Genomic DNA, 23,667 nt, shown 5'->3' on the forward strand with positions numbered 1-23,667 from the left:
CAACTCTAGCTTTTGTACTGCTTACCCTTATTCTAATTAGGAGAGCTTACTCATGCCAATTGCTGTGGGAATGATTGAAACGCGCGGATTCCCCGCCGTCGTCGAAGCAGCAGACGCAATGGTAAAAGCCGCTCGGGTCACCCTTGTGGGCTACGAGAAAATTGGGAGTGGTCGGGTCACCGTGATTGTGCGGGGTGATGTCTCCGAGGTGCAAGCCTCAGTGGCTGCCGGGGTCGATTCTGCCAAACGTGTCAATGGCGGCGAGGTACTGTCTACGCACATCATTGCTCGTCCCCACGAAAACCTTGAGTACGTATTGCCCATTCGCTATACCGAGGCAGTGGAGCAATTCCGAAACTAAGGGGTTTGGCAGTTGGGTGGAGTTTTCAGTTGCATCGCTTATCGATCCTCTAGTTCTTAACTTGTCTGACGTTTAGGAGTTATTACAATGGCAATTGCCGTCGGTATGATTGAAACCCTTGGTTTCCCCGCAGTGGTGGAAGCCGCAGACGCAATGGTGAAAGCCGCTCGCGTTACCCTTGTGGGCTACGAGAAAATCGGCAGTGGTCGGGTCACCGTGATTGTCCGTGGTGATGTCTCTGAAGTGCAGGCTTCGGTGGCGGCGGGGGTCGAAAACGTGAAGCGTGTGAATGGGGGTCAAGTGCTCTCCACCCACATCATTGCACGTCCCCACGAAAACCTCGAATACGTCCTGCCCATTCGCTACACCGAAGCGGTGGAACAATTCCGCGAAAGCGTTAGTGGCATTCGTCCGATGGGTCGCCCATAGTGAAAATCGCGCGAGTGTGCGGCACCGTTACCAGTACTCAAAAAGAAGACACCTTAACGGGAGTCAAGTTTCTCGTCTTGCAATATTTGGGTGAGGACGGCGAATTTTTACCCGACTACGAAGTGGCTGCAGATACGGTGGGTGCAGGACAGGATGAGTGGGTATTGGTAAGCCGAGGCAGTGCCGCCCGCTGTATTATCAATGGCACCGACAAACCCATTGACGCAGCCGTTGTCGCCATTATTGACACCGTAAGTCGGGATAATTATTTGCTCTACAGCAAACGTACCCAGTATTAGCATTGGAGACTTCTCCCTATGGCGGTTCAAAGCTATGCGGCACCTCCGACGCCGTGGTCTAGGGATTTAGCGGAGCCAGAGATTGCCCCCACGGCTTACGTCCACTCCTTTAGTAACCTCATCGGCGATGTCCGCATCAAAGATTATGTTCACATCGCACCCGGCACGTCCATTCGTGCCGATGAAGGAACACCCTTCCACATTGGCTCCCGCACCAACATCCAAGATGGCGTTGTCATCCACGGCCTCCAGCAGGGACGGGTGATTGGCGATGATGGCCAAGAGTATTCTGTCTGGATTGGTGATAATGCCTCAATTACCCACATGGCGCTGATCCACGGCCCTGCCTACATTGGCGATGGCTGTTTCATTGGCTTTCGTTCGACGGTCTTTAATGCTCGGATTGGCGCAGGCTGTGTGGTGATGATGCATGTCCTCATTCAGGATGTGGAGATTCCACCGGGAAAATATGTGCCTTCAGGAATGGTGATCACGACGCAGCAGCAAGCCGATCGCCTGCCGAACGTGGAAGAGTCGGATATTCACTTTGCCCAGCACGTGGTTGGCATCAATGAAGCACTGCTATCGGGGTACCACTGTGCTGAGAATATTGCCTGTATTGCCCCGATTCGGAATGAACTCCAGCGTCAAGAAGACCCACCCATCCTACACGTTGAAACGCTCACCGGGGAAAAGAACACTATGACCGCAGATTATGGGACTCATGTCCGCCAATTGTTGCAGCAGGGATACCAAATCAGCTTGGAATATGCCGATGCGCGGCGGTATCGTACGAGCTCTTGGCAGAGTTGCCCGACGTTGACGGGACGGCAGGAGTCTCAAGTGATGGCGGCGATCGCCCAACTCCTCAAGGAACACGAGGGTGAGTATGTACGCCTGATCGGCGTTGATCCCAAAGCCAAGCGTCGCGTTTTTGAGGAAATTATTCAACGCCCCGGTCAAGCACCTGTGGCCAGTACCAGTCCCTATCGTCCCAGCGCAACCGTGAGTGCGGCCCCAGTGGGTTCCTTGGATGCCTCCGTTGTGGCTCAGGTGCGGCAGTTACTTCAGCAGGGCTATCAAATTGGCACAGAGCACGCTGATGCTCGCCGCTATCGCACCAGTTCTTGGACCAGTTGTGCTCCGATTCAAGCAAAGCAGGAACGGGAAGTGCTCGCCGCCCTTGAGGCCTGCCTCCAAGAACATGCAGGGGAATATGTGCGCTTGATTGGTATTGATCAAAAGCAAAAGCGGCGCGTCCTTGAGCAAATTATTCAGCGACCCGATGGCGCGGTGGCGATCGCCACAAAAGCAGCAACCCCAGCGGCTACTAGCCCTGTCTCCGTCAGTTCGGCCAGCAATGAAACCGTTCTCAGCGCCGATCTCCTGAACCAAATTCAAGACCTGTTGCGCCAGGGCTGCCAAGTCACCACCGAGTATGCCGACCAGCGTCGCTTCCGTACCAGTTCTTGGCAAAGCGGCATCAAAATTACCTCAGCGCAGCAGCTCAATGACCTCAGTGCCTTCCTTGCCGAGCACCAGCGGGACTATGTCCGCCTCGTAGGTGTCAATCCCCAAGCCAAACAGCGGGTACTGGAAACGATTATTCACCGCCCCAATGGTAAAACCGCCAGCAATGGCAGTAGCACCCGTGGTCAAGGGTTCGCACCGCGCCCAACCGCCTCTAGTCAAGGGAGCACTAGCAGCCACAGTCTCAGTCAAGAGGTGGTTGAACAAGTACGGCAACTGCTACAACAGGGCTATACCCTCGGCCTAGAACACGTGGATGCCCGTCGCTACCGCACCAACTCTTGGCAAAGTGGCCCCCGCATTGAGGCCAAAAATCTCAATGAAGCCCTTGCTGCGATTCAGGCTTGCCTCCAAGAATACAGTGGCGAGTACGTGCGGCTGATTGGCATTAATCCTGCCGGTAAGCAGCGGGTGGCCGAAATCCTGCTCCAACAGGCTGCTAAGTAGCCCTCCCTGTGAGGTGCCCCAATGCCCCTGCCGCCTTTAGCCCTGCCCCCTTCACCTGCGGTTCGCATTGTTGGTGATGTGGTGGTGGATTCCCAAGCCGTTTTGGCACCCGGAGTGTTGCTTTGGGCAGAAGCAGGGGCTTCAATTCGCATTGCCGCAGGTGTCTGTATTGGTATGGGCAGCGTCATTCATGCCCACGGCGGCACCATTGAAATTGGCGAAGGGGTCAACATTGGCGCGGGCGTGCTGCTGATTGGGGCAGTGACCGTTGAACCCCATGCCTGTATTGGCGCCAGTACCACCGTGATGCAAACAACGATTCCGGCTGGTGCTGTGGTGGCCGCTGGTTCGCTTCTTGGTGATAGTAGTCGCCGTTGGCAGCCCCCCACAGAAACGAGTCCCCCCCAAGAGAGTGCCGTTTCCTCTGAGGATCCTTGGCAAGAGCCATCAACAACTGCCGATACTGCAGAGAATTCCACGCCAGAGCAGCAGGAGTCTACAGCCTCTCCCTCTAGCCCTCAGGAAAGTCCAACCGCCGCGCCACCAGAGACAAGCACTTCGCCAACAGCTAAGACCAGCGTGGTCTATGGCCAAGCCTACGTTAGCAAGATGTTTGCCAAAATGTTTCGCGTAGAGCCAATCCAACCCACTGGGGAGAATCCTGCCCTAGGAAGTAGTCAGTAAAGCAACCGTTTCTACATGGGCTGTTTGCGGAAACATATCGAGGGGCTGAATTTTGGTTAGTTGATAGGCACCGGTAGCGCAGAGGTGAGCCAAATCCCGTGCCAAGGTGGCAGGGTGACAACTGACATAGAGAATGCGCGGCGGACGGTGGCGGAGAATCGCCTCAAGAACGGGGCGATCGCACCCTTTGCGCGGTGGATCAAGAATTAGCACATCCACGGCCTGATCGGACTGGGGTAGCCACTCTTCTGCTCTGGCACAGAAAAAACGAGCATTGTTAATACCATTGTGTTGGGCGTTGGCGATCGCCTGTTGTACCGAAGCAGGATGCACTTCCACACCAATCACTTCAGCGACAGCGCCGGCAAGGGGTAGGCTCAGTGTCCCGACTCCACAGTAGAGATCGACCAGTCGTTCGTGACCTGTTGGGGCAATCCACTCTCGCAGGGTGCTAACCAGTTGCTCCGCTTGCGCCGTGTTGACTTGAAAAAAGGTGGTCGAAGCAATCTGAAACCTCACCCCTGCCATCTCTTCCCAAAGGTACGATCGCCCCGCCAATACCTGGGTCTCGTCACCAAAGATGCGATTTCCCACTTGATGATTGAAGTTGACACAGACCCCCACCACCCCTTGAAACTGCTGTAACCAACCTTCTGCCTCTGCCTGCAAGCCAGCGGGTAATGCCCCCGCAAGCACGAGGGTAATGAGCTGCTCCCCGGTACGCTGACCAATGCGCAAGCCCAAGTGGCGCAACCCCGGTTCATGGGTCTGCTCGTTGTATATCGGCCAAGGTTGTAACGCTTGCTTCAGGGCAGCCAAGAGCGGATTGAAGCGCGGATCTTGCACGGGACATTGATTCAGGTTTACTAGGTGATGGGAGCCTTTTTGGTAATAGCCCGCAACCACGGTACCATGGCGGCGACCGAGGGGGTACGTCACTTTATTGCGATAGCCAAAGGGGTTAGAGGCAGCCAAAATCGGTAGGAAAATTTGCGGTTTCAGATGAGCAATGCGAGCGATCGCGTCCTTCACCAGTTGTTCTTTGGCCGCCAATTGCGCCCCATAGGCCACCCGCTGCCACTGACAGCCGCCACATTTATCCGCCACAATACAGCTTGGCCGCACCCGCTGCTCTGAGGGTTGCACCACCTCCAAGACCTTGCCGTGGGCATATTGCCGCTTGACATGGGTCAGTCGCACCCGCAGGCGATCGCCCGGAACCGTATCCGCCACAAAAACCACCCGATCCTGCCAGCGTCCTACCCCCTCCCCCGTGTGGTTCAAGGAGTCAATTGTTAGCTCAATGGTGGCGCCCTGCTGCCAAACGCTCATCAATTTACGTCTAAGCCTACTAAACGTTAGGGATAAGTTAAGGAGAGCCAGCAAGCTCTATTTTCGCTGCTATACTGCTAGCGGTGCAATCCGACGTTTGTACTGAAGTGATTTTGGAGTCGATCCCCTATGCTGAAGCGTCTTTCGCCTTGGTTACTGGCACTGGCACTACCCGTGGGTGCCCTTTTCACCACCCCTGCCAAAGCAGCTAACTTTGTCTCCCTCACCTATGGTCCTTTTCAGCGCTCCTTCCCGATGTCGGAGCTAGAGGAATTTGTGTCCACTCAAGAAGCTACGGGAGAATTGCGAGCATTGATGCGGATGGTTTCCAAAGATGACCAAGCCAAGCTCCTTGAATTCTTGGGTATGCGGCTGCCCTTTAATGTTGTGCAAACCAATAAAATTTTGAGTAGTCCCATTGGCAAAGATTTACTCAAACAATTTTCTCAGGTCACGATTCGCCGCGATAAAGCCGGTGAAGTGGCTCTCCGTGGTGCCATGCTCACTGCCGCTGCTTCTCCGGAAGGGTTGAGCATGATGTCGTTTTTGAAAAACTATCCTGCTGAAACCATCAACCTTGATTTGCGCAAGCTCAACCAAATGCTCAAGAAACAAGATGGCATCATGAGCATGCTCGGGAAACTGCGCCCATAGCGCTAGACGATTGACGAAGAGTTAAAATTAACGATTCCAGTGCAGGGGCAAAGAGGCTCCTGCATTTTTTAGCAATCTACCAAAATTTGCCGTAGTACTCCGTCTATACCGCAAAGCGGTTAGGTGGTAGTGAGGTGATAGGCGACCATAGGGAGCAGTCACTCAATCTCAGCTTGTTGCTGGACATATTGAGCTAGCACCGAACATCGGGCGCGACTAATAGCTATAGTCCACTCATGCTCACCCTGACGTACGAGTACAGGCTAAAACTAACCCAGCAGCAGGCTAAGCAGATCGACCACGATCTAGACGTGTGTCGCCAAGTTTGAAATGATGCGCTGAGGGAGCGCAAAGACTGGATTGCTTCGCGCAAATGTCCAGTCAATGCCTGCTCTGTGCCTAGCGAGTACATCATCCCAGCGGATGCCCCCTACCCCAGCTTCAACGTGCAGTGCCAACGATTCACCCAAGCAAAGCAGACCAACCCTGATTTAGCGTCGGTTAACGCCCAAGCATCAGCAAGTCTTGAAGCGGGTGGTTAGCCTCGATGTTGGCTTGGAATACTTTCTCTCCATCTCGGACGGACTTCAACTAGCACGGCCTAGGTTTTTCGTAGAGATGCAACACAAGCTTCAATTGCTGCAACGCAGACTGAAGCGGAAACAGATTGGGTCAGCCAACTGGAAGAAGATTCAACGCAAGGTGGCGAAGCTGCATGAACAGATTGCCCGCACCCGCAGGGACTGTCACTTCAAGGTTGCCCACCAACTTTGCGACGGGGCTGATGTGATTGTGGTGGAGGATTTGAATCTGATTGGCCTCAGTCGTGGGACGCTGGGCAAGCACATGCTGGATGCGGGTCATGGGCCATTCCTGAACTCGGTGTTGCCTTGGGTGGCCTGCAAGCGTGGCAAGGTGGTTGTCAAGGAGAAAGCAGCGGGCACCTCTCAAGAGTGTCCCAACTGTGGCGAAGCAGTCCGCAAAACGCTATCAATCCGTTGGCATGAGTGCCCCTGTGGCTGTTCAATGCCTAGGGATATTGCCGCTGCGGAATCGATTGATAGGCGGTGGGGCGCACCGTCTTGAAAATGCCCCTGGAGAGGTTCTGGCGGGGATGACTTTCGGGTCATCTAGTCAAGACTCTGTGAACGGGGAATCTCCTGCTATACGCGTTGGCCTAAGCCTGCCGTTAGGCATAGCGTTACCGGGATGAGCGTCAACTCTGGTGGCGTAGTTGTTGAATGCTGTGGTGAATCTGCTGAAGCGCTAAATCAATCTCGGTCTCTGTGGTGGTACGTAATAAACCAAATCGCAGCGAAGCATGAGCAAGGGTGGGCGATCGCCCCAAGGCAAGCAGAACGTGAGACGGTGTTGGTTTGTCGCTACTACAGGCTGCCCCCGTTGAGAGGGCAACATGGGGATAAATCGACTGTAGGAGGGCATTGCCCTCAACCCCACCAATACTGACATTGAGACAGTTGGGTAAACTCTGTTGCCAATCACCATTGAGATAAATGTCTCCAAGGGAGGCTAAGCCCTGCCACAGCCGTTCTTTCAGGTGCCGCAGATGGGGAATATCCGTGGCTTGACGTTCCTGAGCGAGTCGTACTGCTACCCCAAAGCCGACAATGAGGGGAGTGGCCAAGGTTCCGGATCGCCAGCCCTGTTCTTGACTGCCACCATGAAGTTGAGGCGCAAGTTGGACGCGGGGGCGATCGCGCCGCACATAGAGGGCACCAATGCCCTTTGGTCCGTAGAGTTTATGGGCAGTCAGGGACATGAGATCCACCTGAAGCGCCTGAACATCCAAGGGAATTTTGCCCAAGGCTTGAGCGGCATCGGTGTGGAAGAGTACCCCGCGATCGCGACAGCGGCGACCAATCTCGGCCAAGGGTTGGAGCACCCCAATTTCATTATTGGCAGCCATCACGGATACCAAGATGGTCTCATGGGTAAAGGCTTGCTCTAACTCAGCCAGATCAATGAACCCTTTCTCATTCACCCCTAGATAGGTCACCCGAAAGCCAAGGGACTCCAAATAGCGACAGGGAGCGAGCACTGCATTGTGTTCTGTCTGCACGGTAATGATATGGCGACCGCGACTGTAGTAGGCTTCAGCCACCCCCTTGATTGCCAAGTTGTCTGCTTCAGTGGCACCACTGGTGAAAATGATTTCTTCGGGATGGGCATGGATGGCTGCGGCAATCGTTTCACGGGCAAGATCAATGGCGGCGGCGGCCTCCCAACCATAGGCATGGGCACGATTACTGGCATTGCCGGGGCGATCGCTAAAATAGGGCAACATGGCTGCCAGTACTTGGGGATCCACCGGTGTGGTTGCCAGTCCATCTAAGTAAATTGGCTTCATCCCCAGTCTTCTTGAAACCCCTTCTCCTTTAGCCTAGCAAGGAACCCCGCACTCAATGGCCATTCAGACCATCTGGCGGTAGAAAGCGCCAAGTGGGACTATATTGAAAAGTGATAGGCATTTTCCCAGGGTTGGCCGAGCGGATGAGGCAGCGAACTCATAATTCGCCATAGGCTGGTTCAACTCCAGCACCCTGGATCTTTTAATCCAGTCAACGCCAATCCAGCGATCGCCTTCCGCTAAACTGAAAGAAGTTTCGTGTCGCAAATTTTGCCATGAGTAGCACCTATAAACCGCAACAGGCCTCCGACAAAAATCTTGAAGCCATGCGCAAGTTTGCGGAAACCTATGCTAAGCGCACAGGAACCTACTTTTGCTCAGATTTGGGGACAACGGCGGTTGTTCTGGAAGGATTGGCCAAGCATAAAGACGACTATGGCTCTCCCCTGTGTCCCTGCCGCCACTATGAAGACAAAGAAGCAGAGGTAGAAGCGGCCTACTGGAACTGCCCCTGTGTGCCCATGCGCGAACGGCGGGAGTGTCACTGCCTTCTCTTTTTAACTCCGGATCATCCCTTTGCGGGTACAGCTCAGGAGATTTCCTTTGAACAAATTCGCGAGGAAACCAATCGCTTTACGGTTTCTTAGTATTCCAGTGTCACTACAATCGTATTGCTGTAGATGCCCGCAGGCACAAACTGCCGGGTGGGGATGCGACCAAAAATTTCAAGGGTTGTAGGGGCATGATTCACAGGCACTAAGGTACGCAAACTGCTCCCACCGGTACCATCCCCCCAGATTTGGGTGCGAGCGGCATCAATGTAAAGGTTGTAGTCAAGGCGCCCCCTGCCAGAGGTCATTTGTCGAGGGATAAAAGGATCGGCATTGCCAGTAGGCGCCAAAGTTTAGGCCAGTCACGCTGTTAATGGTGCAGTTTGCAAAAGTAACTGTCGGTAGAGCTAGGCCGCTGGCGATCGCGAGCAGGATACTGAGATGTAGCTGCACCACTCACAGGTATTTAAGAACAACCTACGCCAATCCAATCATAGTTCATCCGTGATTTCCCTTGGCAGACATCCCCCTAGGGGGGATATAGTAAACGCGTGGGTTCTGAGGTGGCCACCATGACCTTTCAACTTCCTCCCCTGTTGCAGTGCCTACGGAATCGAGCCTTTGCCGGTCTCTATACGGCGCAAACGATCAATCTGATTGGGGATGCGTTCACATGGCTCGGCTTAGCACTCCTTGCTTTTGAGTTAGCAGGAGAGAATTCAGGACTGTGGCTCTCAACTGCCTTAACGCTGCGGGTCACCATTTTTGTGCTATTGGCTCCTATTGCTGGTGTCTTAGCAGATCGATTGGATCGCAAGGGATTGATGGTGACTACCCATCTTGTGCGGATGGTTTTGGTATCCTTCTTGCCGTTTGTTACTGACGGCTGGCAACTGTATCTCGTAGTGGCTTTGCTGAGTGGCTTTCACGCCCTTTTTACCCCAACCTACACGGCCACATTACCCTTGATTACGACGGCTGAAGAGTGCCCACCGGCGATCGCCCTCTCGAATGCCACGTACCAACTCCTGAGTGTTTTAGGCCCAGCCCTCGCAGGTAGTGTTGCGGCGTTATGCAGTACCCGTTCAGTGTTCTTTTTGGATGCTTTGACCTTTTTGGTTGCAGCGGTGTTGATTGCTGGGCTGCCCACTGCTTTGATCGTACCTAGAGCAGGATCAGTCCCCCCCCGTAGCGGATTTCTTGAGGAGCTAAGTGTTGGTAGTCAGTGCCTTTGGTGGGATGCAGCAATTCGCTATGGATTACTACTGCAATTGGTGGCGGCGATCGCTGGCGCGGAAATTTTGGTGAATACCGTCGGCTATGTTCAGGGCACGCTACAGGCAGGAAGTCAGGCCTACGGCTCAATCATGGCGGCATTTGGTGTGGGTGCTACTTTGGCTGCGGTGATTTGGGGTTCTTCCTGTCGCAGGATGAGTGCAGTGGTGGTGATGGCCCTAGGGGGGATACTGACGGTGCTGCCGCTGTTGGCTGCCTATGGTGCCAATGTCCCTACCCTCGCTCTGTTGTGGGCGATCGCGGGTATCGGTAAAACCCTCGTCAATGTGCCTATGCAGACGGTAATTGCTGAGAGAGTGGCCGTGGACTTGCAGGGTCGGGTTTATGGCGCTCAGTTTGCTTGGAGTCATCTTTGGTGGGTCTTGGCCTATCCCCTAGCGGGATGGTTCGGCAGTCAGTTTCCAGCCCAACATTTTTTCTATACTGGCCTCAGTAGCATGGTGCTTTTCATCGCTTTTGTGGTGTTGACCCAACCGTGGCACCTGCGGCATCTCCCCGCTGGTTTTTGGCACACTCATCCCCATGAGCACGACAGCGAGCATGATCATTGCCATCGGCTACAGGCTCATCAGCACCTACACTTTCATCTCCAGCCAAGCCACGGCAATTAACTAACACCATCCGCAGTCAACAGGGCTTTGTAGAGGCCGGGTCGGCGATCGCGAAAGAAGCCATAGGCCGCCCGTAGGCGTTCAATTTCCTCTAAATCAAATCTATGGACAAGCACTGCTTCTTGGGTGCGATCGGCCTCGGCCACCAGATCTCCCCTTGGATTAGCAATAAATGAACTGCCATAAAATACCTGCCCCCCCTCGTCACCCACACGGTTGGCTGCCACCACTGGAATCACATTTGCCACTGCATGACCAACCATCACCCGCTGCCAAGGGTCTTTGGTGTCCAGTGTGGGATCGTGGGGTTCACTGCCAATGGCGGTGGGATACACCAGCACCTCTGCCCCCATGAGGGTCATCACCCGTGCAGCCTCTGGAAACCACTGATCCCAGCAGATGCCGACACCGATTTTGCCGTAGCGGGTACGCCAGACTCGAAAGCCTGTATTGCCGGGGCGGAAGTAAAACTTTTCCTCATAGCCGGGGCCATCGGGAATATGACTTTTGCGATAGACACCGAGGTTGACACCCCCCGCATCAATCATGGCCACACTGTTGTAATAGACGGTGCCCGCCTTTTCAAAAAAGGACACTGGAATCACCACCGCCAGTTCCCGCGCCAAGGCCTCAAAGTGAGCAATTGTTGGGTGGTTTTTCACGGGGTGTGCCCGCTGAAAGTGACTCTCCCGCTCTTCCTTACAAAAATAGTGACCTTCAAATAGCTCTGGCAGGACAATGACCTGTGCCCCCTGCTGATGCGCCTGCCGCACTAGATCACTGAGGTGCAGAATATTGGTCTCAACATCATCGGTCAGTTGAGCTTGAATGGCAGCAACGGTCAGTGTTCTCATAGTTCCTGCTGAGTAATGCAATGGAAGGCGCCTCCCCCTTCTAAAATCGTCCGTGCGGGAAGGCCAACAGTTTTGCGACTGGGAAAGAGCTTGGCGATCGCCTCAACCGCTTTGGCATCCGCTTCGACACCATAGGTGGGGACGACAACGGTGGTATTGGCAATATAAAAATTCACGTAGCTAGCGGGTAAAATCTCCCCCTTGCGACTCGTCACCCGCCCCGGCGAAGGCACTGGGATTACCTCTAGGGAGCGCCCCTTGGCATCCGTTAGCGTTTGCAACTGCTCATAAATCGTCAGCAGGACATCGTAGTTCGGATCCTCAGGGCTGTCGGGCAGCATACAAACCACGGTTGCCGGAGCCACAAAACGCACCAGCGTATCGATGTGACCATCGGTGTGATCGTTGGCCAGTCCCGATTCAATCCAGAGGATTTTGCTCACGCCAAGGGCGGGCTTGAGGCGGGCTTCCACTTCTGCGCTGTCTAAATAGGGATTGCGGTTGGGGTTGAGGAGGCACTGGCGGGTGGTGAGGCAGGTTCCTTCGCCATCCACTTCGATCGCCCCCCCCTCCAAGAATAACGGCATCGCCCCATAGGGGAGGCCGATGGCTAGAGCAAGGCGCACAGCCAAGTCACTATCGCCGGGAAGTTGATACTTCTTGCCCCAACCATTAAAGGGCAAACAGAGGAGTCGGCGCTCCCCTGCCTCATTGATTAAGCCCACAGGAGCGGTATCCCGCAGCCAAATGTCACCAAAGGGGAGCTGATAAAACTGTGGATTCAGATCCCCGAGATAAGAACGAGCAGTGGCTTCTCCCACCTCATCTAGCACCAGAATCTTCAGTTGCTCCCCGCGGCACTGACCTGTTACGGGATCGGGGTCAGCGATCGCGCGACACAGGGCAGTAAATTCTAAACGCACCTGCGGTAATAGTTCTCCCCACAAATCCTCGTGACTGGGGAAAGCTAACCAACAGGCGCGATGGGGCAGCCACTCAGCCGGCTGAAAAAAGGGGGACATGAAGAGCGATTAGCCCTTTTTGTTGGTTTTGGGTGCAGGTTTAGCGGCAGCTTTTTTCCCTTTAGCAGTTTGCTGGGGTTTGGCACCGCTGTATTTCCGGCGGAAGCGTTCCACCCGCCCTTCAGCGTCAACGATTTTCTGAGTACCCGTGAAGAAGGGATGGTTGCCTGACCAGATATCCACGTGCAGTTCGGGTTTCGTGGAACCCACGGTCATCACTACTTCACCGTCACAATAGACTTTGGCTTCGGGATACCACTGGGGATGAATGTTCGGTTTTGGCATAGGCGTCTCACCACAAACGAGAAGTAAAAGACGAAAATCCTAACGTTTTGAGTATTGGGGGGCTTTGCGGGCTTTGCGCAGACCGTATTTACGCCGCTCCTTGGCACGGGGATCGCGGGTGAGATAGCCTTCCGTTTTCAGCGGCTTGCGGTTTTCGATGTCCAGTTGACACAGGGCGCGGGCAATCCCTAAACGAATGGCATCTGCTTGCCCCGTCAAACCACCCCCCGTGGCATTGACATAAATATCATAGCTACTTTCAAGGCCAAGGGTTTCAAGGGGGGCTTTCACCAAGTTGAGATAGGTGGGGTTGTTTTGCAGGTAGTCAGCCCCATTGCGGCCATTGATCAACAGTTGACCGCTACCGGGGATCAGGCGCACCCGTGCCACCGCCGACTTACGGCGACCGGTTCCCAAATAAACTACCCGCTTAGACTGATCAGCAATCTGCATGTTAGGCTCCCGGAATCGTGTTAATGGTCAAAGGCTGGGGTTTTTGCGCTTGGTGGGGATGCTCTGGCCCAGCATAAACTTTCAGCTTGGTAAAGAGTTTACGGCCAAGGGAATTTTTCGGCAGCATCCCTTTGACAGCATGCTCAATAATCCGCTCGGGAATGCGGGCTTGCAGTTGATCAAAGGTTTCAATTTTCATGCCGCCGGGGCGTCCCGAGTGACGACGGTAGAGTTTTTGGGAGCGTTTTCTGCCGGTGACGGTGACTTTCTCGGCATTGATGACAATCACAAAGTCACCCGTGTCCATGTGGGGGGTGTAAATGGCTTTGTTTTTACCCCTGAGAATACGGGCAATTTCTGCGGCTAGCCGACCCAAGCGTTGATCAGCGGCATCAATGACATACCACTGGGGAGCAAGGTCATCCACGGCGGGCAGTGGTGTCTTTACGGTACTGGTCATCACAAACTCCATGATTCTATGCAATGGACAATTCAGGGCTAATGGAGGCTAACTGAAACTGGGGCATCGCCTCGGTGCACAGGGCAAGGGGGAAAGGCGATTCAGGATAACCCACCCCCAATAGACAAAGGCCTACAGGGGGGGCAGCATACTTGACGAGGTGGCGTTGCTCCTGCTGCCAAATTTCCGTAAAACTGGCGGGCGATCGCTGGCCTTGCCCCACCTGTACCAAGAGTCCCACCAACAGGCGCATCATGCCGTAGAGAAACCCCGAAGCTTGCACCTCAATTTCCACAAGGGCACCGCGCCGCTGGCAGCTCACCGCCTGCACCTCCACCCAAGAATGGGCACGATTCGAGCCCGAACGGTGAAAGGCACTGAGGTGATGCCGCCCCAACAATGGCTGAAGCACGGCTGCCATTTTTTCCACATCCAAAGGGGCATAGTAGTAGTGCCATGTCCAAGGGCGCAGAAAGATATTGGGGCAGGGATCGGTATAGAGGGTATAGCGATAGCGACGCCACAGCGCCGAGAAACGGGCATGCCAGTGATCGGGCACCACCGCCGCCGCACGAATCACCACATCGGCAGGCAAGCGAGCATTGAGAATCCCCGGCCAACGATGAACGGGAATGGGCGAGTTGACCGTGACGTGAGCCACTTGACCAGCAGCATGAACCCCTGTATCGGTGCGACCGGCTGCGACAACAGAGACGGGATGATTGACAACACTGGCGATCGCCTGCTCAATCACCTCCTGTACTGTGCGCTGTCCCACCTGCCGTTGCCAGCCGTGGAAATGGGTGCCCTGGTACTGAATAAGCAGTGCCAAGCGTTGGCCGCTCTGAGGAGGTGCGATCGCCGTCATCATTGCCTGCTACACCAGTTCAATGACCGCCAATTCGGCATTATCACCTCGCCGCCGCACACTGCGGATAATGCGGGTATAGCCACCCTTGCGATCGCCATAGCGCTCTGGAGCTTGGGCAAACAGAGCATGCACCAGTTGCTTATCGTAGAGATAGCCAAGGGCACGCCGCCGTGCCGCCAAGGAGCCATCCTTTGCCAAGGTGATCATCCGCTCCGCCTCTGCGCGTACCGCCTTTGCCCGCGCTTTGGTGGTGGTAATGCGGCCATGGCGAATCAATTCAGTGGTCAGTGCCCGCAGCAGTGCTTTTCGTTGATCGGCTGGCAGTCCTAGCTGGGGAACCCGACGTTGGTGACGCATAGACAAACCTCATTCAATCTCTCTAGTTACGGGCAGCTTTTTGGGGCGGTAGCGTAATGCCCAAGTGTTTTTGCAGTGCTTCGATCACTTCCTCGGCAGACTTTTGACCGAAGTTTTTGATCTCCAGTAGCTCTTCTTGGGAATACTCAAGGAGGTCAGCGACCGTATTGACTTGGGCACGCTTGAGACAGTTGTAGGCACGCACCGACAAATTGAGTTGCTCAATGGGAATTTGTCCCGTTTCGTCATGCTCATCGGTGGTGGTGGCCTCAGAGGTGTGCAGGGGCACTTCTTTCAAGGGGCTAAAGAGATCCACGAGAATCGTTGCCGCCTGATTGAGGGCATCTTGGGGGGTCAAGCTGCCATTCGTCCAGATTTCCAGTTTTAGATAGTCTTGGAGCTGGCGATCGCCCTCTGCACCCGCACTGCGCACCGAATCAACGGTATAGTTGACCCGCCGCACGGGCATAAAGACCGCATCCAATTGCAGATAGTCCAAGGCAAGGCGATCGTCCCGTACCCGCTCCACTGAGCGATAGCCGCGATCCTGTTCAATCTTGAATTCCATCTCCAAGGTTGCCCCCGGCATCAGCGTGGCAATATAGTGGTTGGGGTTGACCACTTCCACTTCAGAGCCAAGTTGCACCATGCCAGCAGTAACCGTCAATGGCTCATTCTCAGGGGCTTGGGCAAAAAGGCGACCCATTTGGGGTTCTGAGGTGTGGCTGCGAATCACCAACTGCTTCATTTGCAGCAAAATGTCCATGACATCTTCGCGCACACCGGGAATTGTTGAAAACTCATGATTCACACCGGCAATGCGCACCGCTGTCACAGCACTACCGGGTAAGTTGGCAAGAAGAACCCGCCGCAGGGCATTCCCCACCGTAATCCCTTGACCGGGGGCGAGGGGGTACAGCGCAAATTGGCCGTACTGCCCTTGATCCTCCTCAACCCGTGTTTCCAAACATTCAATTTGATATGCCATAACTGTGCTCCCAAGTGACCCAAACGAACCTAAACCCGCCGCCGTTTGGGGGGACGGCAACCATTGTGGGGAATGGGGGTCACATCCCGAATGAGGGTAATTTCTAGACCTGCGGCTTGCAACGCCCGAATCGCTGTCTCGCGACCAGAACCGGGACCACTCACCATGACCTCAATTTGCCGCATTCCCTGATCAATGGCACGGCGAGCTGCATTATCAGCAGCAGTTTGAGCTGCAAAGGGTGTGCCTTTTTTGGCACCTTTGAAACCACTGGAGCCAGCGGAGGCCCAAGCAATCACCTCACCATTGGGGTCGGTAATTGAGACAATCGTGTTATTAAATGTGGACTGAATGTGGGCAACGCCACTGGGGACATTGCGCTTTTGCTTACGAGGGCCAGAGCGTTTTGCAGAGGGTGCCATAATCTATCCAAACCGTGAATCAGGTAGTAGGAGCGGAAAAACTTATTTCTTAGCAGCGGGTTTTTTCTTACCCGCCACAGTGCGACGACCACCACGACGGGTGCGCGCATTGGTACGGGTGCGCTGACCACGAACCGGCAATCCAAGGCGATGCCGCCGCCCGCGGTAGCAGCCAATGTCCATGAGCCGCTTGATATTCATGGCCTCGAGACGGCGCAGATCCCCTTCCACTTGGTACTCGTCAATCGCAGCCCGCAGTGCCGCAATATCGGCATCCGTCAAATCGCGAGTGCGGGTATCTGGGTTAACACCCGTTTTTGCCAAAATTTCCTTGGAGCGGGTCAAGCCGATGCCATAGATGTAGGTGAGGGCAATTTCAATGCGTTTGTCGCGGGGTAAATCAACACCAGCAATACGAGCCATGAATCTAGTTCCTATGTGTGCAACAACAGTGGGTTACCCTTGGCGCTGCTTGTGTTTCGGATTGGTGCAGATCACCATGACCCGACCACGTCGCCGAATGACGCGGCATTTTTCACAAATACGCCGTACCGATGCTCTTACTTTCATATCAGTTGCTCATGTAGTCGCAAATTTTATATCTTAGCAGAGTGGCCAACAAAGATCAAACTACTTTTTGCGCAGGCGATAGGTAATCCGCCCTTTGGTCAGGTCATAGGGGGTCAATTCCACCTTCACGCGATCGCCCGGCAAAATTTTGATGTAGTTGCGGCGAATCTTACCGGAAATATGGGCAAGGACATTAAAGCCATTGTCCAGATCCACCCGAAACATGGCGTTGGGCAATGACTCGGTCACTGTCCCTTCAATTTCAATAGCATCCTGTTTAGACACGGTTCACCTCCCCAATACGTGCTTGAATGGCAGCAGTTACCTCTTCGATCGTACGTGTTCCATCAATGTGCACAAACTTGGGATGACTCATGTACTGTTGAATCATCGGTAGGGTTTCCCGCTCATAGACCTGTACCCGCTTGAGGATGGTTTCAGGGGTATCATCGGAGCGCTGCTGACCATTGGCCGCTTGCTGAGCACGCTTGAGGGCGCGTTCCTGGAGAATCGCAGCAGGCACATCTAAGAAGAGCAAGTAATCATAGTCTTGGTGAATGCTTTTGAGCATCTCCTCAAAGACTGCTGCTTGTACCACATTGCGGGGAAAACCGTCCAAAAGCCAACCCGCAGCCGTATCTGGCTGTTGCAAGCGATTGGCCACCATATCCACAATCACCTGATCCGGTACCAGTTCACCGCGATCCATGTAGCTTTGAGCCTGTTGACCGAGGGGGGTGCCCGCAGCTCGCTCTGCCCGCAGAATATCCCCTGTAGAAATATGGGGAATCCCCAAAAGTGTGGTCAGAATTGCTGCCTGTGTCCCTTTGCCCGAACCAGGGCCGCCAAACAAAATTAAGCGCATTACTGCTTCACCATCCCCTCATAACGTTGTGAAATCACATAGGTTTGAATCTGTTTTGAGGTGTCAATGGCCACCCCCACCAAGATCAACAGGGAGGTCGCCCCCAGCCCTTGAAATGTTGTTACTTTGGTTGCACTTTCGACTGCCGTGGGAATAATCGCCACCAGACCCAAAAAGATCGCCCCTAGGAATGTCAGGCGGTTGAGAACCCGCTCTAGGTAATCAGAGGTGGCTTTCCCCGGTCGAATTCCCGGAATACTAGCGCCCATCTTTTTCAGGTTTTGGGACATATCCACAGGGTTGACAATCAAAGAAGCGTAAAAGTAGCTAAAGAAGAGAATCAAGAGCAAGTAGAAAATCACATATGCCCATGGGGTAGGACCTGCGGGGGAAACATAGCTGGCCAGTCGTGCCACGAGTTCGTTGCGGGTAAACTGCGCCAAGGTGGAAGGCAGAATGAGTACCGCTGAGGCAAAGATAATTGGCATCACCCCCCCTTGGTTTAAGCGCAGGGGCAGGTAACTGGTTTGCTCGCGGTAGAGTTTGCGCCCCACTTGGCGACGTGCCGAAACAATGGGGATGCGGCGAGTCCCCTCTTGCACAAAGACAATGCCGACAATCATGGCCAAAAAGACGGCCACCAAAATAACGATGCCGCCAATATTGCCCCCACTTTCGGCGAGGGCGATCGTCTGACCCACTGAGGCAGGCAAGTAGGCAACAATGCTCAAAAAGATCAAGAGTGAGGCTCCATTACCCACGCCCCGCTCAGTAATCAATTCCGAAATCCACATCACCACCATTGAGCCAGCGGTCAGGCCAAGGACAATTTCAGCAACAAACCACGCCCCCGGATGCAAAGCCGCACCGGGAATGGAACTGACAAAAATGGCAATGCCAAAACTTTGCAGAACTGCCCAGCCCACAGCCACGTAGCGAGTAATTTGGGAAATTTTGCGGCGGCCGGCTTCTCCCTCATCCTTTTGCAGCCGCTCCAAGGAGGGGAGAGCAGCAGTCAGCAATTGCATGATGATGGAGGCGTTAATATAGGGCAGAATGCCGAGGGCAAAAATCCCAAGGGCAGAGAGGCCACCGCCTGAAAAGATGTCGAGGAAGCGAATCACGGCATTATCTTGGACGCTCTGGGCAAAAACGGCGCGATCGATCCCCGGAATGGGTAGATAAATCCCCAGCCGTACCAAGATCAATAGCCCAATGGTGATCAGGAGTCGACCCCGCAGACCAGCCGCTTGAGCCATCTGCATAAAGGTTTCTTGGGCAGTGGGTGCCTTGCCGCGATTCACAATCATATTGGGGTTCCTCTATTCACTGTCGGCAGCAACGGAGGTCTCCACACATACCCCACCAGCAGCTTCAATCTTGCTGCGGGCACTGCCACTAAAGGCAGCGGCATGAACCTCTAGCTTGACGTTTAGCTCACCATCCCCCAGCACTTTGAGGGGATATTTGGCGGTGGTGAGAATGCCAGTCTCAAGGAGAGACTCAACCGTCACTACACTATTGGCGGGTAGGGTATTGAGACGACCCACGTTGATCGTAGTGTAAACCTTCCGGTTGACGAGGGGAAAGTGCTTGAGTTTGGGGAGACGACGGTAGAGGGGGTTTTGACCGCCTTCAAAGCCGGGACGGGTGGGGCGACCAGAACGGGATTTTTGCCCGCGCATCCCAAAGCCACCACTTGCCCCTTGACCTGCGGCAATGCCCCGACCAATCCGCCGTTTGCGTCGTCGCGATCCCGCTTGGGGGTGCAGATCTTGAAACCGCATGGACAACTCCTACCTATTTGCTATAGAGGTTTTCAATGGGGATTTCCCGCTCCTCGGCAACTTCTTGGAAGGTGCGCAAGGCCGCAAGGGCTTCGAGGGCGGCGCGGGCATTGTTGAGGGGGTTGCTGGAGCCTAGTTGTTTGGCCAGCACGTTGCGTACCCCTGCTAGTTCTAGAACGGTGCGCACAGAGCCACCAGCAATTACCCCGGTTCCCGGTGCAGCGGGGCGAATCATGACGCGGGCAGCACCACCTTCGCCAAAAGTGGGGTGGGGAATAGAGTTGGATTTGGTGATCGGGACATCAATCAGGTGCTTTTTGCCATCGGCCACACCTTTGCGCACCGCACCAATGACATCGGCAGCCTTACCGACGCCCACACCCACTTGGCCACGCTCGTTGCCAACAACCACAATGGCGCGGAAGCTCAGTTTCTTACCGCCTTTGACTACTTTGGAGACGCGGCGGATCTGGACGACCCGCTCTTGCCAGTCGGTTTCTTTTTCAACTTTGCGGGGGTTTTTACGACGATTTGCCATCGGGTCATCCTCTAAAAGTCTAGTCCAGCTTCACGGGCGGCATCCGCCAAGGCCTTGACACGACCATGGTAGAGATTGCCACCGCGATCAAAGACAACGCGCTCAATGCCAGCGGCTTTGGCACGCTCTGCAATTAGTCGCCCCACTTCAATAGAGGCGGCACAGGTGCTGCCATCCCCCAGCTTTTGCCGCAGTTCTGGCTCAACACTGGAAGCGGCCACAAGGGTATGGTGCCGGGTGTCATCAATCACCTGAGCATAGATATGCTGATGAGAACGAAAGACAGCGAGGCGGGGGCGATCGCTGGTACCTTTGACTTTGCGGCGAATGCGCTGATGCCGACTTTGGCGAGCCGCAGTACGAGTTTGTTTCATCTATTTCTTCCCTGTCTTACCAACTTTACGACGCACAAATTCACCCATATAGCGAATGCCCTTGCCTTTGTAGGGTTCAGGGGGACGTACGGCGCGAATACGGGCAGAGGTGTTGCCGACTAGTTCTTTATCAATGCCACTGACAAGGACAATCGTGCCCTGCTGCACTTTTTTACCTTGGTTGTCCTCAATTTCTAGGGTAATGCCCTCGGGTGGCACAATCTCAACGGGGTGGCTGTAGCCCATACTGAGGACAAGGGTTTTGCCTTGGAGTTGGGCGCGGTAACCGACCCCTTGAATCTCCAGCTTTTTCGTAAACCCTTGGGAGACGCCTTCCACCATGTTGGCCAATAGCGTGCGGCAGAGGCCGTGGCGTTCTTTAGCAGGTCGAGAATCATCGCGGCGTTTGACAACAATATTTTCGCCCTCTTGGGCAACATTCACCTCGGGCGGCAAAACCCGACTCAGTTGACCCTTGGGGCCTTTGACCGTGACCTGCTGCCCGTCTAGGGTGAGGGTAACATTCTTTGGCAGGGGGATGGGACGCTTGCCAATACGAGACATGTGGGACTTCCTCCGAGCTTACCAAACGTAACAGAGTACTTCGCCGCCAATGCCCTGCTTCCGTGCCTCGCGATCAGTCATGATGCCGCTAGAGGTGGAGATGATGGCAATGCCGATGCCACCGAGCACCCGGGGCAACTCACGGGAATTGGCATAGACGCGCAGACCGGGTTTGCTCACCCGCTTGAGCGCAGTAATAATCGGCTGGCGCTGCTTACCGCGATATTTTAGGGAAACCACAAGATGCCGTTTGATGCCGTCCCCTTGCTCTTCAAAATCGCGAATAAACCCTTCCGCTTTCAGCACCTGCGCAATACTGCGGGTCATGCGCGTGGCCGGAATGGTGGTGGTTTGATGACGCGCAAGGTTTGCGTTGCGGATGCGAGTTAGCATATCGCCAATCGTGTCATTTACTGCCATAGTTGCTCCTTAAAAATCTGCCTCCGGCGTTAGTTCTCACGGAACGGCATGCCCATTGCTTTGAGCAGGGCGCGTCCTTCTTCATCAGTATTGGCAGTGGTGATGATTGAGACATCCATGCCGCGAATTTGATCAATGTCGTCGTAGTTGACTTCGGGGAAAATCAGTTGCTCGCGCAAACCTAGGGTGTAGTTGCCCCGGCCATCAAAGCTTTTGGGGTTGACACCGCGAAAGTCACGGATCCGTGGCAGTGCCAAGTTAATCAAGCGATCCAAAAAGGCATACATGCGATCGGATCGCAGCGTCACGGCCACACCAACGGGCATGCCTTTGCGAATTTTGAAGCCAGCGATCGCCTTCTTGGCGCGGGTGACCACGGGCTTTTGTCCCGTAATCGTGGCAATTTCGGCAATGGTGGCTTCAAGGGCTTTGGCATTTTGCGCCGCTTCCCCCAGACCGCGGTTGACGGTTATTTTGACAATCTTGGGGACTTGGTGAATGTTTTTGTACTGAAACTGCTGCATGAGCTGCGGCACAACGGTTTTGTTGTAGTGATCTTTGAGGCGTTGGGACATGGGGCTTCTCCTAGGGGCATTCTCTGGGCTGGGTCAGAGAGGGAAAACGGGTTAGACCTAATCAATGATTTCGCCAGTTTTCTTGAGCATCCGCACCTTACGGCCATCTTCGGTGTAGGTGTAACAGATGCGGCTGGCCACGTTGTGCTTGGTGGAGTAGAGCATCACTTTACAACTGTAGATGGGAGCCTCCTTGGTGATGATTTGGCCGGATTCTCCCTCTTGGCGGGGCTTCACATGTTTGGTTTTCAGGTTCACCCCTTTGACAATCACCTGACTGGTTTTGGGGAAGACCGCAAGGACTTCGCCGACTTTAGCTTTGTCGCTGCCAGCGATGACTTGAACCGTGTCCCCTTTTTTCACGTGCATGCGATAGCGCACTGGCTTTTTGTTTGCTTTCTTGGCCGCCATTAGAGTACCTCCGGTGCCAATGAAACAATTTTCGTAAAGTTTTTATCCCGCAGTTCACGAGCCACAGGACCAAAGACACGGGTACCGCGAGGGTTACCCTCTTGGTTGATCAAGACAGCGGCATTGTCATCAAAGCGAATGCTCATGCCACTTTCACGGCGGATGGTTTTGCGGGTGCGCACAATGACAGCGCGAACCACATCGGATTTTTTCACGGCCATATTGGGGGTGGCATCTTTGACGGTGGCAATGATCACATCGCCAACACTGCCGTAGCGACGGTTACCGCCGCCGAGCACACGGATGCAGAGGAGCTTTTTGGCGCCGCTATTGTCGGCAACGTTGAGATAGGTTTCCTGTTGAATCATGGCTGGCTCTCCTTAGGCAGTGCGAGGACTGAGAATCTCGGCAATGACCCAACGCTTGGTGCGACTCAGGGGACGGGTTTCCCGAATGCGCACGCGATCGCCCACTTTGGCTTCGTTATTTTCATCATGGGCTTTGTAGCGGCGGGTTTTGACGACAATTTTGCCGTACTTGGGGTGGGGGGCGCGGTTTTCGACGGCAACGACGACGGTTTTTTGCATTTTGTCGCTGACGACGACGCCAACACGTTCTTTAACTGCCATTAGTCTTGGCCTCCACTGCGGCGACGTTCATTCTCAAGGGTTAAAAGCTGTGCCAACTCGTGGCGCAGATGCTTAAATTGATGGGGCTTGACCTCTTGGCGGGTGGCTTTTTTGAAGCGGAGATCAAAGAGTTCTTTTTTAATGGCGGCAATGCGATCGCTCACCTCTTGATCACTCAGTTCCCGCAGGTCTTTCATTTTTGTCAGTGCCATTCTTAACCCTCCTGTTGTTCCTCTTCTTGATTGCGCACCAGAAAACGGGTCTTGATCGGCATTTTGTAGGCAGCAAGGCGCATGGCTTCGCGGGCAACCGCCTCCGGCACACCGGCAATTTCATACATAATGCGACCGGGTTTGACCACTGCCACCCAGTATTCCGGTGAGCCTTTCCCTGACCCCATCCGCGTTTCGGCAGGCCGCATTGTCACGGGCTTATCGGGGAAAATGCGAATCCAGATTTTGCCACCGCGGCGGATATAGCGGGTCATGGCACGACGGCCAGCCTCAATTTGCCGTGAGGTGATCCAAGCGGGTTCAAGGGCTTGAAGGGCATAGTCGCCAAAGTGGATAGAGTTACCGCGACTGGCAACCCCCGTCATGCGACCTCGCTGCTGTTTGCGAAATTTTGTACGCTTTGGACTTAACATCGCTGGCTTCCCTG

39 protein-coding genes and 1 tRNA gene are annotated in these 23,667 nt (G+C 54.4%); 12 read left to right on the top strand and 28 right to left on the bottom strand.

Annotation, left to right across the window (positions count from 1 at the left end; genetic code table 11):
- The first annotated feature begins 52 nt into the window (after positions 1-52).
- The 5 genes from RHH53_RS06095 to RHH53_RS06115 all read left to right on the top strand — a co-directional run bounded on the left by RHH53_RS06095 (position 53) and on the right by RHH53_RS06115 (position 3,750).
- Positions 53-361 (top strand): carbon dioxide-concentrating mechanism protein CcmK, encoded by a 309-nt coding sequence (locus RHH53_RS06095; RefSeq protein ID WP_011056791.1) that lies wholly within the window; start codon positions 53-55, stop codon positions 359-361.
- An 87-nt stretch (positions 362-448) separates the two neighbouring features.
- Complete coding sequence (locus RHH53_RS06100) at positions 449-790, top strand: carbon dioxide-concentrating mechanism protein CcmK (protein WP_011056790.1); 342 nt, start codon at positions 449-451, stop codon at positions 788-790.
- Entirely contained in the window at positions 790-1,089 is a 300-nt protein-coding gene (locus tag RHH53_RS06105; RefSeq protein ID WP_149817455.1) for a EutN/CcmL family microcompartment protein, read from the top strand. Before RHH53_RS06100 ends, RHH53_RS06105 begins: the two co-directional genes overlap by 1 nt.
- 18 nt (positions 1,090-1,107) lie before the next feature.
- The gene (locus RHH53_RS06110) at positions 1,108-3,066 is read left to right on the top strand and encodes a ribulose bisphosphate carboxylase small subunit (RefSeq protein WP_206201489.1); all 1,959 of its coding nucleotides are present in this window, start codon (positions 1,108-1,110) and stop codon (positions 3,064-3,066) included.
- Positions 3,067-3,087: 21 nt separating this feature from the next.
- Complete coding sequence (locus RHH53_RS06115; RefSeq protein WP_310744234.1) at positions 3,088-3,750, top strand: hypothetical protein; 663 nt, start codon at positions 3,088-3,090, stop codon at positions 3,748-3,750.
- Here RHH53_RS06115 and rlmD read toward each other — a convergent pair.
- Positions 3,733-5,082: a 23S rRNA (uracil(1939)-C(5))-methyltransferase RlmD gene (gene rlmD / locus RHH53_RS06120; protein WP_310744235.1), complete on the bottom strand. Its 1,350-nt coding sequence runs from the start codon at positions 5,080-5,082 to the stop codon at positions 3,733-3,735. The genes RHH53_RS06115 and rlmD overlap by 18 nt on opposite strands.
- Positions 5,083-5,211: 129 nt before the next feature.
- Here rlmD and RHH53_RS06125 point away from each other — a divergent pair, with 129 nt between their 5' ends.
- The 4 genes from RHH53_RS06125 (at position 5,212) to RHH53_RS06135 (ending at position 6,822) form a co-directional block, all read left to right on the top strand.
- Entirely contained in the window at positions 5,212-5,736 is a 525-nt protein-coding gene (locus RHH53_RS06125; RefSeq protein WP_206201492.1) for an alpha/beta hydrolase, read from the top strand.
- A 236-nt stretch (positions 5,737-5,972) separates the two neighbouring features.
- Positions 5,973-6,065, top strand: a complete 93-nt coding sequence (locus RHH53_RS13160) for a helix-turn-helix domain-containing protein (protein WP_315862904.1) — start codon at positions 5,973-5,975, stop codon at positions 6,063-6,065.
- Positions 6,066-6,131: 66 nt separating this feature from the next.
- A complete protein-coding gene (locus tag RHH53_RS06130; RefSeq protein WP_310744236.1) occupies positions 6,132-6,278 on the top strand; it encodes a hypothetical protein in 147 nt (48 codons plus the stop codon).
- Positions 6,271-6,822: a transposase gene (locus RHH53_RS06135; RefSeq protein WP_310744263.1), complete on the top strand. Its 552-nt coding sequence runs from the start codon at positions 6,271-6,273 to the stop codon at positions 6,820-6,822. The genes RHH53_RS06130 and RHH53_RS06135 overlap by 8 nt, the downstream gene beginning before the upstream one ends.
- Positions 6,823-6,952: 130 nt before the next feature.
- Here RHH53_RS06135 and RHH53_RS06140 read toward each other — a convergent pair whose 3' ends face one another.
- Positions 6,953-8,104, bottom strand: coding sequence for a cysteine desulfurase family protein (locus RHH53_RS06140; RefSeq protein ID WP_206201495.1), 1,152 nt, complete (start codon positions 8,102-8,104; stop codon positions 6,953-6,955).
- A gap of 125 nt (positions 8,105-8,229) precedes the next feature.
- On the opposite strand from RHH53_RS06140, the gene RHH53_RS06145 reads away from it, so the two are divergent.
- Both RHH53_RS06145 and RHH53_RS06150 read left to right on the top strand, forming a co-directional pair.
- Positions 8,230-8,302, top strand: a tRNA-Ile gene (locus RHH53_RS06145).
- A gap of 77 nt (positions 8,303-8,379) precedes the next feature.
- Complete coding sequence (locus RHH53_RS06150) at positions 8,380-8,751, top strand: ferredoxin-thioredoxin reductase catalytic domain-containing protein (protein ID WP_206201496.1); 372 nt, start codon at positions 8,380-8,382, stop codon at positions 8,749-8,751.
- Here RHH53_RS06150 and RHH53_RS06155 read toward each other — a convergent pair.
- Entirely contained in the window at positions 8,748-8,963 is a 216-nt protein-coding gene (locus RHH53_RS06155; RefSeq protein ID WP_302679104.1) for a spore coat U domain-containing protein, read from the bottom strand. The two genes, RHH53_RS06150 and RHH53_RS06155, sit on opposite strands and share 4 nt — an antisense overlap.
- 264 nt (positions 8,964-9,227) lie before the next feature.
- Here RHH53_RS06155 and RHH53_RS06160 point away from each other — a divergent pair, with 264 nt between their 5' ends.
- On the top strand, positions 9,228-10,562 hold the full coding sequence (locus RHH53_RS06160; protein ID WP_302679105.1) for an MFS transporter: 1,335 nt from the start codon (positions 9,228-9,230) through the stop codon (positions 10,560-10,562).
- Here RHH53_RS06160 and aguB read toward each other — a convergent pair.
- The 25 genes from aguB to rplP are packed head-to-tail and all read right to left on the bottom strand — an operon-like array spanning position 10,559 to position 23,653.
- Complete coding sequence (gene aguB, locus RHH53_RS06165) at positions 10,559-11,416, bottom strand: N-carbamoylputrescine amidase (RefSeq protein WP_302679106.1); 858 nt, start codon at positions 11,414-11,416, stop codon at positions 10,559-10,561. The two genes, RHH53_RS06160 and aguB, sit on opposite strands and share 4 nt — an antisense overlap.
- Entirely contained in the window at positions 11,413-12,438 is a 1,026-nt protein-coding gene (locus RHH53_RS06170; protein WP_206201500.1) for an agmatine deiminase family protein, read from the bottom strand. Before RHH53_RS06170 ends, aguB begins: the two co-directional genes overlap by 4 nt.
- Positions 12,439-12,447: 9 nt before the next feature.
- Positions 12,448-12,723: a 50S ribosomal protein L31 gene (gene rpmE, locus RHH53_RS06175; protein WP_149817874.1), complete on the bottom strand. Its 276-nt coding sequence runs from the start codon at positions 12,721-12,723 to the stop codon at positions 12,448-12,450.
- 39 nt (positions 12,724-12,762) lie between these two features.
- Positions 12,763-13,176, bottom strand: a complete 414-nt coding sequence (rpsI, locus tag RHH53_RS06180) for a 30S ribosomal protein S9 (protein ID WP_149817876.1) — start codon at positions 13,174-13,176, stop codon at positions 12,763-12,765.
- Position 13,177: 1 nt separating this feature from the next.
- A complete protein-coding gene (gene rplM, locus RHH53_RS06185; protein ID WP_024125583.1) occupies positions 13,178-13,636 on the bottom strand; it encodes a 50S ribosomal protein L13 in 459 nt (152 codons plus the stop codon).
- 16 nt (positions 13,637-13,652) lie between these two features.
- Complete coding sequence (truA, locus tag RHH53_RS06190) at positions 13,653-14,507, bottom strand: tRNA pseudouridine(38-40) synthase TruA (protein WP_206201502.1); 855 nt, start codon at positions 14,505-14,507, stop codon at positions 13,653-13,655.
- Positions 14,508-14,513: 6 nt separating this feature from the next.
- Positions 14,514-14,864, bottom strand: a complete 351-nt coding sequence (gene rplQ, locus RHH53_RS06195; protein WP_206201503.1) for a 50S ribosomal protein L17 — start codon at positions 14,862-14,864, stop codon at positions 14,514-14,516.
- Between the two features lie 22 nt (positions 14,865-14,886).
- Positions 14,887-15,852: a DNA-directed RNA polymerase subunit alpha gene (locus tag RHH53_RS06200; protein ID WP_206201504.1), complete on the bottom strand. Its 966-nt coding sequence runs from the start codon at positions 15,850-15,852 to the stop codon at positions 14,887-14,889.
- 29 nt (positions 15,853-15,881) lie between these two features.
- On the bottom strand, positions 15,882-16,274 hold the full coding sequence (gene rpsK / locus RHH53_RS06205; RefSeq protein ID WP_011055959.1) for a 30S ribosomal protein S11: 393 nt from the start codon (positions 16,272-16,274) through the stop codon (positions 15,882-15,884).
- Positions 16,275-16,316: 42 nt separating this feature from the next.
- Positions 16,317-16,697, bottom strand: coding sequence for a 30S ribosomal protein S13 (rpsM, locus tag RHH53_RS06210; RefSeq protein WP_024125578.1), 381 nt, complete (start codon positions 16,695-16,697; stop codon positions 16,317-16,319).
- Between the two features lie 33 nt (positions 16,698-16,730).
- Positions 16,731-16,844 carry a 50S ribosomal protein L36 gene (gene rpmJ / locus RHH53_RS06215; RefSeq protein ID WP_011055957.1) on the bottom strand — a complete coding sequence of 38 codons (114 nt, stop codon included), beginning with the start codon at positions 16,842-16,844 and terminating at the stop codon, positions 16,731-16,733.
- A gap of 60 nt (positions 16,845-16,904) precedes the next feature.
- Positions 16,905-17,129, bottom strand: a complete 225-nt coding sequence (gene infA, locus RHH53_RS06220) for a translation initiation factor IF-1 (protein WP_011055956.1) — start codon at positions 17,127-17,129, stop codon at positions 16,905-16,907.
- A complete protein-coding gene (locus RHH53_RS06225) occupies positions 17,122-17,709 on the bottom strand; it encodes an adenylate kinase (RefSeq protein ID WP_206201505.1) in 588 nt (195 codons plus the stop codon). The genes infA and RHH53_RS06225 overlap by 8 nt, the downstream gene beginning before the upstream one ends.
- The gene (gene secY, locus RHH53_RS06230) at positions 17,709-19,019 is read right to left on the bottom strand and encodes a preprotein translocase subunit SecY (RefSeq protein ID WP_206201506.1); all 1,311 of its coding nucleotides are present in this window, start codon (positions 19,017-19,019) and stop codon (positions 17,709-17,711) included. Before secY ends, RHH53_RS06225 begins: the two co-directional genes overlap by 1 nt.
- Positions 19,020-19,031: 12 nt before the next feature.
- Positions 19,032-19,496, bottom strand: a complete 465-nt coding sequence (gene rplO / locus RHH53_RS06235; RefSeq protein ID WP_206201507.1) for a 50S ribosomal protein L15 — start codon at positions 19,494-19,496, stop codon at positions 19,032-19,034.
- A gap of 13 nt (positions 19,497-19,509) precedes the next feature.
- On the bottom strand, positions 19,510-20,034 hold the full coding sequence (gene rpsE, locus RHH53_RS06240) for a 30S ribosomal protein S5 (RefSeq protein WP_011055952.1): 525 nt from the start codon (positions 20,032-20,034) through the stop codon (positions 19,510-19,512).
- A gap of 11 nt (positions 20,035-20,045) precedes the next feature.
- Positions 20,046-20,408, bottom strand: coding sequence for a 50S ribosomal protein L18 (rplR, locus tag RHH53_RS06245; protein ID WP_206201508.1), 363 nt, complete (start codon positions 20,406-20,408; stop codon positions 20,046-20,048).
- Positions 20,409-20,972 carry a 50S ribosomal protein L6 gene (rplF, locus tag RHH53_RS06250; RefSeq protein ID WP_206201509.1) on the bottom strand — a complete coding sequence of 188 codons (564 nt, stop codon included), beginning with the start codon at positions 20,970-20,972 and terminating at the stop codon, positions 20,409-20,411.
- Positions 20,973-20,990: 18 nt separating this feature from the next.
- Entirely contained in the window at positions 20,991-21,392 is a 402-nt protein-coding gene (gene rpsH / locus RHH53_RS06255; RefSeq protein ID WP_149817898.1) for a 30S ribosomal protein S8, read from the bottom strand.
- A 29-nt stretch (positions 21,393-21,421) separates the two neighbouring features.
- Complete coding sequence (gene rplE, locus RHH53_RS06260; protein ID WP_206201510.1) at positions 21,422-21,967, bottom strand: 50S ribosomal protein L5; 546 nt, start codon at positions 21,965-21,967, stop codon at positions 21,422-21,424.
- A gap of 57 nt (positions 21,968-22,024) precedes the next feature.
- Positions 22,025-22,378, bottom strand: a complete 354-nt coding sequence (gene rplX / locus RHH53_RS06265) for a 50S ribosomal protein L24 (RefSeq protein ID WP_225901675.1) — start codon at positions 22,376-22,378, stop codon at positions 22,025-22,027.
- Positions 22,378-22,746, bottom strand: coding sequence for a 50S ribosomal protein L14 (rplN, locus tag RHH53_RS06270; RefSeq protein ID WP_149817900.1), 369 nt, complete (start codon positions 22,744-22,746; stop codon positions 22,378-22,380). Before rplN ends, rplX begins: the two co-directional genes overlap by 1 nt.
- Positions 22,747-22,758: 12 nt before the next feature.
- Entirely contained in the window at positions 22,759-23,007 is a 249-nt protein-coding gene (gene rpsQ / locus RHH53_RS06275; RefSeq protein WP_011055945.1) for a 30S ribosomal protein S17, read from the bottom strand.
- Complete coding sequence (gene rpmC, locus RHH53_RS06280; RefSeq protein WP_206201511.1) at positions 23,007-23,219, bottom strand: 50S ribosomal protein L29; 213 nt, start codon at positions 23,217-23,219, stop codon at positions 23,007-23,009. Before rpmC ends, rpsQ begins: the two co-directional genes overlap by 1 nt.
- A gap of 2 nt (positions 23,220-23,221) precedes the next feature.
- Complete coding sequence (rplP, locus tag RHH53_RS06285) at positions 23,222-23,653, bottom strand: 50S ribosomal protein L16 (RefSeq protein ID WP_149817904.1); 432 nt, start codon at positions 23,651-23,653, stop codon at positions 23,222-23,224.
- Positions 23,654-23,667 lie beyond the last annotated feature (14 nt).

The organism is Thermosynechococcus sp. PKX82, from assembly GCF_031583255.1.
GTDB lineage: Bacteria > Cyanobacteriota > Cyanobacteriia > Thermosynechococcales > Thermosynechococcaceae > Thermosynechococcus.

Coding starts and splice junctions, on each gene's coding strand:
- rplN (WP_149817900.1), bottom strand. CDS start 22,746: ATGATTCAACAGGAAACCTATCTCAACGTTGCCGACAATAGCGGCGCC.
- RHH53_RS06140 (WP_206201495.1), bottom strand. CDS start 8,104: ATGAAGCCAATTTACTTAGATGGACTGGCAACCACACCGGTGGATCCC.
- rplM (WP_024125583.1), bottom strand. CDS start 13,636: ATGACCAGTACCGTAAAGACACCACTGCCCGCCGTGGATGACCTTGCT.
- rpmJ (WP_011055957.1), bottom strand. CDS start 16,844: ATGAAAGTAAGAGCATCGGTACGGCGTATTTGTGAAAAATGCCGCGTC.
- rplX (WP_225901675.1), bottom strand. CDS start 22,378: ATGGCGGCCAAGAAAGCAAACAAAAAGCCAGTGCGCTATCGCATGCAC.
- rplF (WP_206201509.1), bottom strand. CDS start 20,972: ATGTCTCGTATTGGCAAGCGTCCCATCCCCCTGCCAAAGAATGTTACC.
- RHH53_RS06100 (WP_011056790.1), top strand. CDS start 449: ATGGCAATTGCCGTCGGTATGATTGAAACCCTTGGTTTCCCCGCAGTG.
- secY (WP_206201506.1), bottom strand. CDS start 19,019: ATGATTGTGAATCGCGGCAAGGCACCCACTGCCCAAGAAACCTTTATG.
- rplP (WP_149817904.1), bottom strand. CDS start 23,653: ATGTTAAGTCCAAAGCGTACAAAATTTCGCAAACAGCAGCGAGGTCGC.
- RHH53_RS06160 (WP_302679105.1), top strand. CDS start 9,228: ATGACCTTTCAACTTCCTCCCCTGTTGCAGTGCCTACGGAATCGAGCC.
- rlmD (WP_310744235.1), bottom strand. CDS start 5,082: ATGAGCGTTTGGCAGCAGGGCGCCACCATTGAGCTAACAATTGACTCC.
- RHH53_RS13160 (WP_315862904.1), top strand. CDS start 5,973: ATGCTCACCCTGACGTACGAGTACAGGCTAAAACTAACCCAGCAGCAG.
- aguB (WP_302679106.1), bottom strand. CDS start 11,416: ATGAGAACACTGACCGTTGCTGCCATTCAAGCTCAACTGACCGATGAT.
- truA (WP_206201502.1), bottom strand. CDS start 14,507: ATGATGACGGCGATCGCACCTCCTCAGAGCGGCCAACGCTTGGCACTG.
- rpsI (WP_149817876.1), bottom strand. CDS start 13,176: ATGCAGATTGCTGATCAGTCTAAGCGGGTAGTTTATTTGGGAACCGGT.
- RHH53_RS06110 (WP_206201489.1), top strand. CDS start 1,108: ATGGCGGTTCAAAGCTATGCGGCACCTCCGACGCCGTGGTCTAGGGAT.
- rpsM (WP_024125578.1), bottom strand. CDS start 16,697: ATGGCTCGTATTGCTGGTGTTGATTTACCCCGCGACAAACGCATTGAA.
- rpmE (WP_149817874.1), bottom strand. CDS start 12,723: ATGCCAAAACCGAACATTCATCCCCAGTGGTATCCCGAAGCCAAAGTC.
- RHH53_RS06125 (WP_206201492.1), top strand. CDS start 5,212: ATGCTGAAGCGTCTTTCGCCTTGGTTACTGGCACTGGCACTACCCGTG.
- rpsK (WP_011055959.1), bottom strand. CDS start 16,274: ATGGCACCCTCTGCAAAACGCTCTGGCCCTCGTAAGCAAAAGCGCAAT.
- RHH53_RS06095 (WP_011056791.1), top strand. CDS start 53: ATGCCAATTGCTGTGGGAATGATTGAAACGCGCGGATTCCCCGCCGTC.
- RHH53_RS06225 (WP_206201505.1), bottom strand. CDS start 17,709: ATGCGCTTAATTTTGTTTGGCGGCCCTGGTTCGGGCAAAGGGACACAG.
- rpmC (WP_206201511.1), bottom strand. CDS start 23,219: ATGGCACTGACAAAAATGAAAGACCTGCGGGAACTGAGTGATCAAGAG.
- rpsH (WP_149817898.1), bottom strand. CDS start 21,392: ATGGCAGTAAATGACACGATTGGCGATATGCTAACTCGCATCCGCAAC.
- RHH53_RS06150 (WP_206201496.1), top strand. CDS start 8,380: ATGAGTAGCACCTATAAACCGCAACAGGCCTCCGACAAAAATCTTGAA.
- rpsQ (WP_011055945.1), bottom strand. CDS start 23,007: ATGGCAGTTAAAGAACGTGTTGGCGTCGTCGTCAGCGACAAAATGCAA.
- RHH53_RS06170 (WP_206201500.1), bottom strand. CDS start 12,438: ATGTCCCCCTTTTTTCAGCCGGCTGAGTGGCTGCCCCATCGCGCCTGT.
- RHH53_RS06155 (WP_302679104.1), bottom strand. CDS start 8,963: ATGACCTCTGGCAGGGGGCGCCTTGACTACAACCTTTACATTGATGCC.
- RHH53_RS06115 (WP_310744234.1), top strand. CDS start 3,088: ATGCCCCTGCCGCCTTTAGCCCTGCCCCCTTCACCTGCGGTTCGCATT.
- rpsE (WP_011055952.1), bottom strand. CDS start 20,034: ATGGCAAATCGTCGTAAAAACCCCCGCAAAGTTGAAAAAGAAACCGAC.
- rplE (WP_206201510.1), bottom strand. CDS start 21,967: ATGTCCCAACGCCTCAAAGATCACTACAACAAAACCGTTGTGCCGCAG.
- rplO (WP_206201507.1), bottom strand. CDS start 19,496: ATGCGGTTTCAAGATCTGCACCCCCAAGCGGGATCGCGACGACGCAAA.
- rplQ (WP_206201503.1), bottom strand. CDS start 14,864: ATGCGTCACCAACGTCGGGTTCCCCAGCTAGGACTGCCAGCCGATCAA.
- rplR (WP_206201508.1), bottom strand. CDS start 20,408: ATGAAACAAACTCGTACTGCGGCTCGCCAAAGTCGGCATCAGCGCATT.
- RHH53_RS06200 (WP_206201504.1), bottom strand. CDS start 15,852: ATGGCATATCAAATTGAATGTTTGGAAACACGGGTTGAGGAGGATCAA.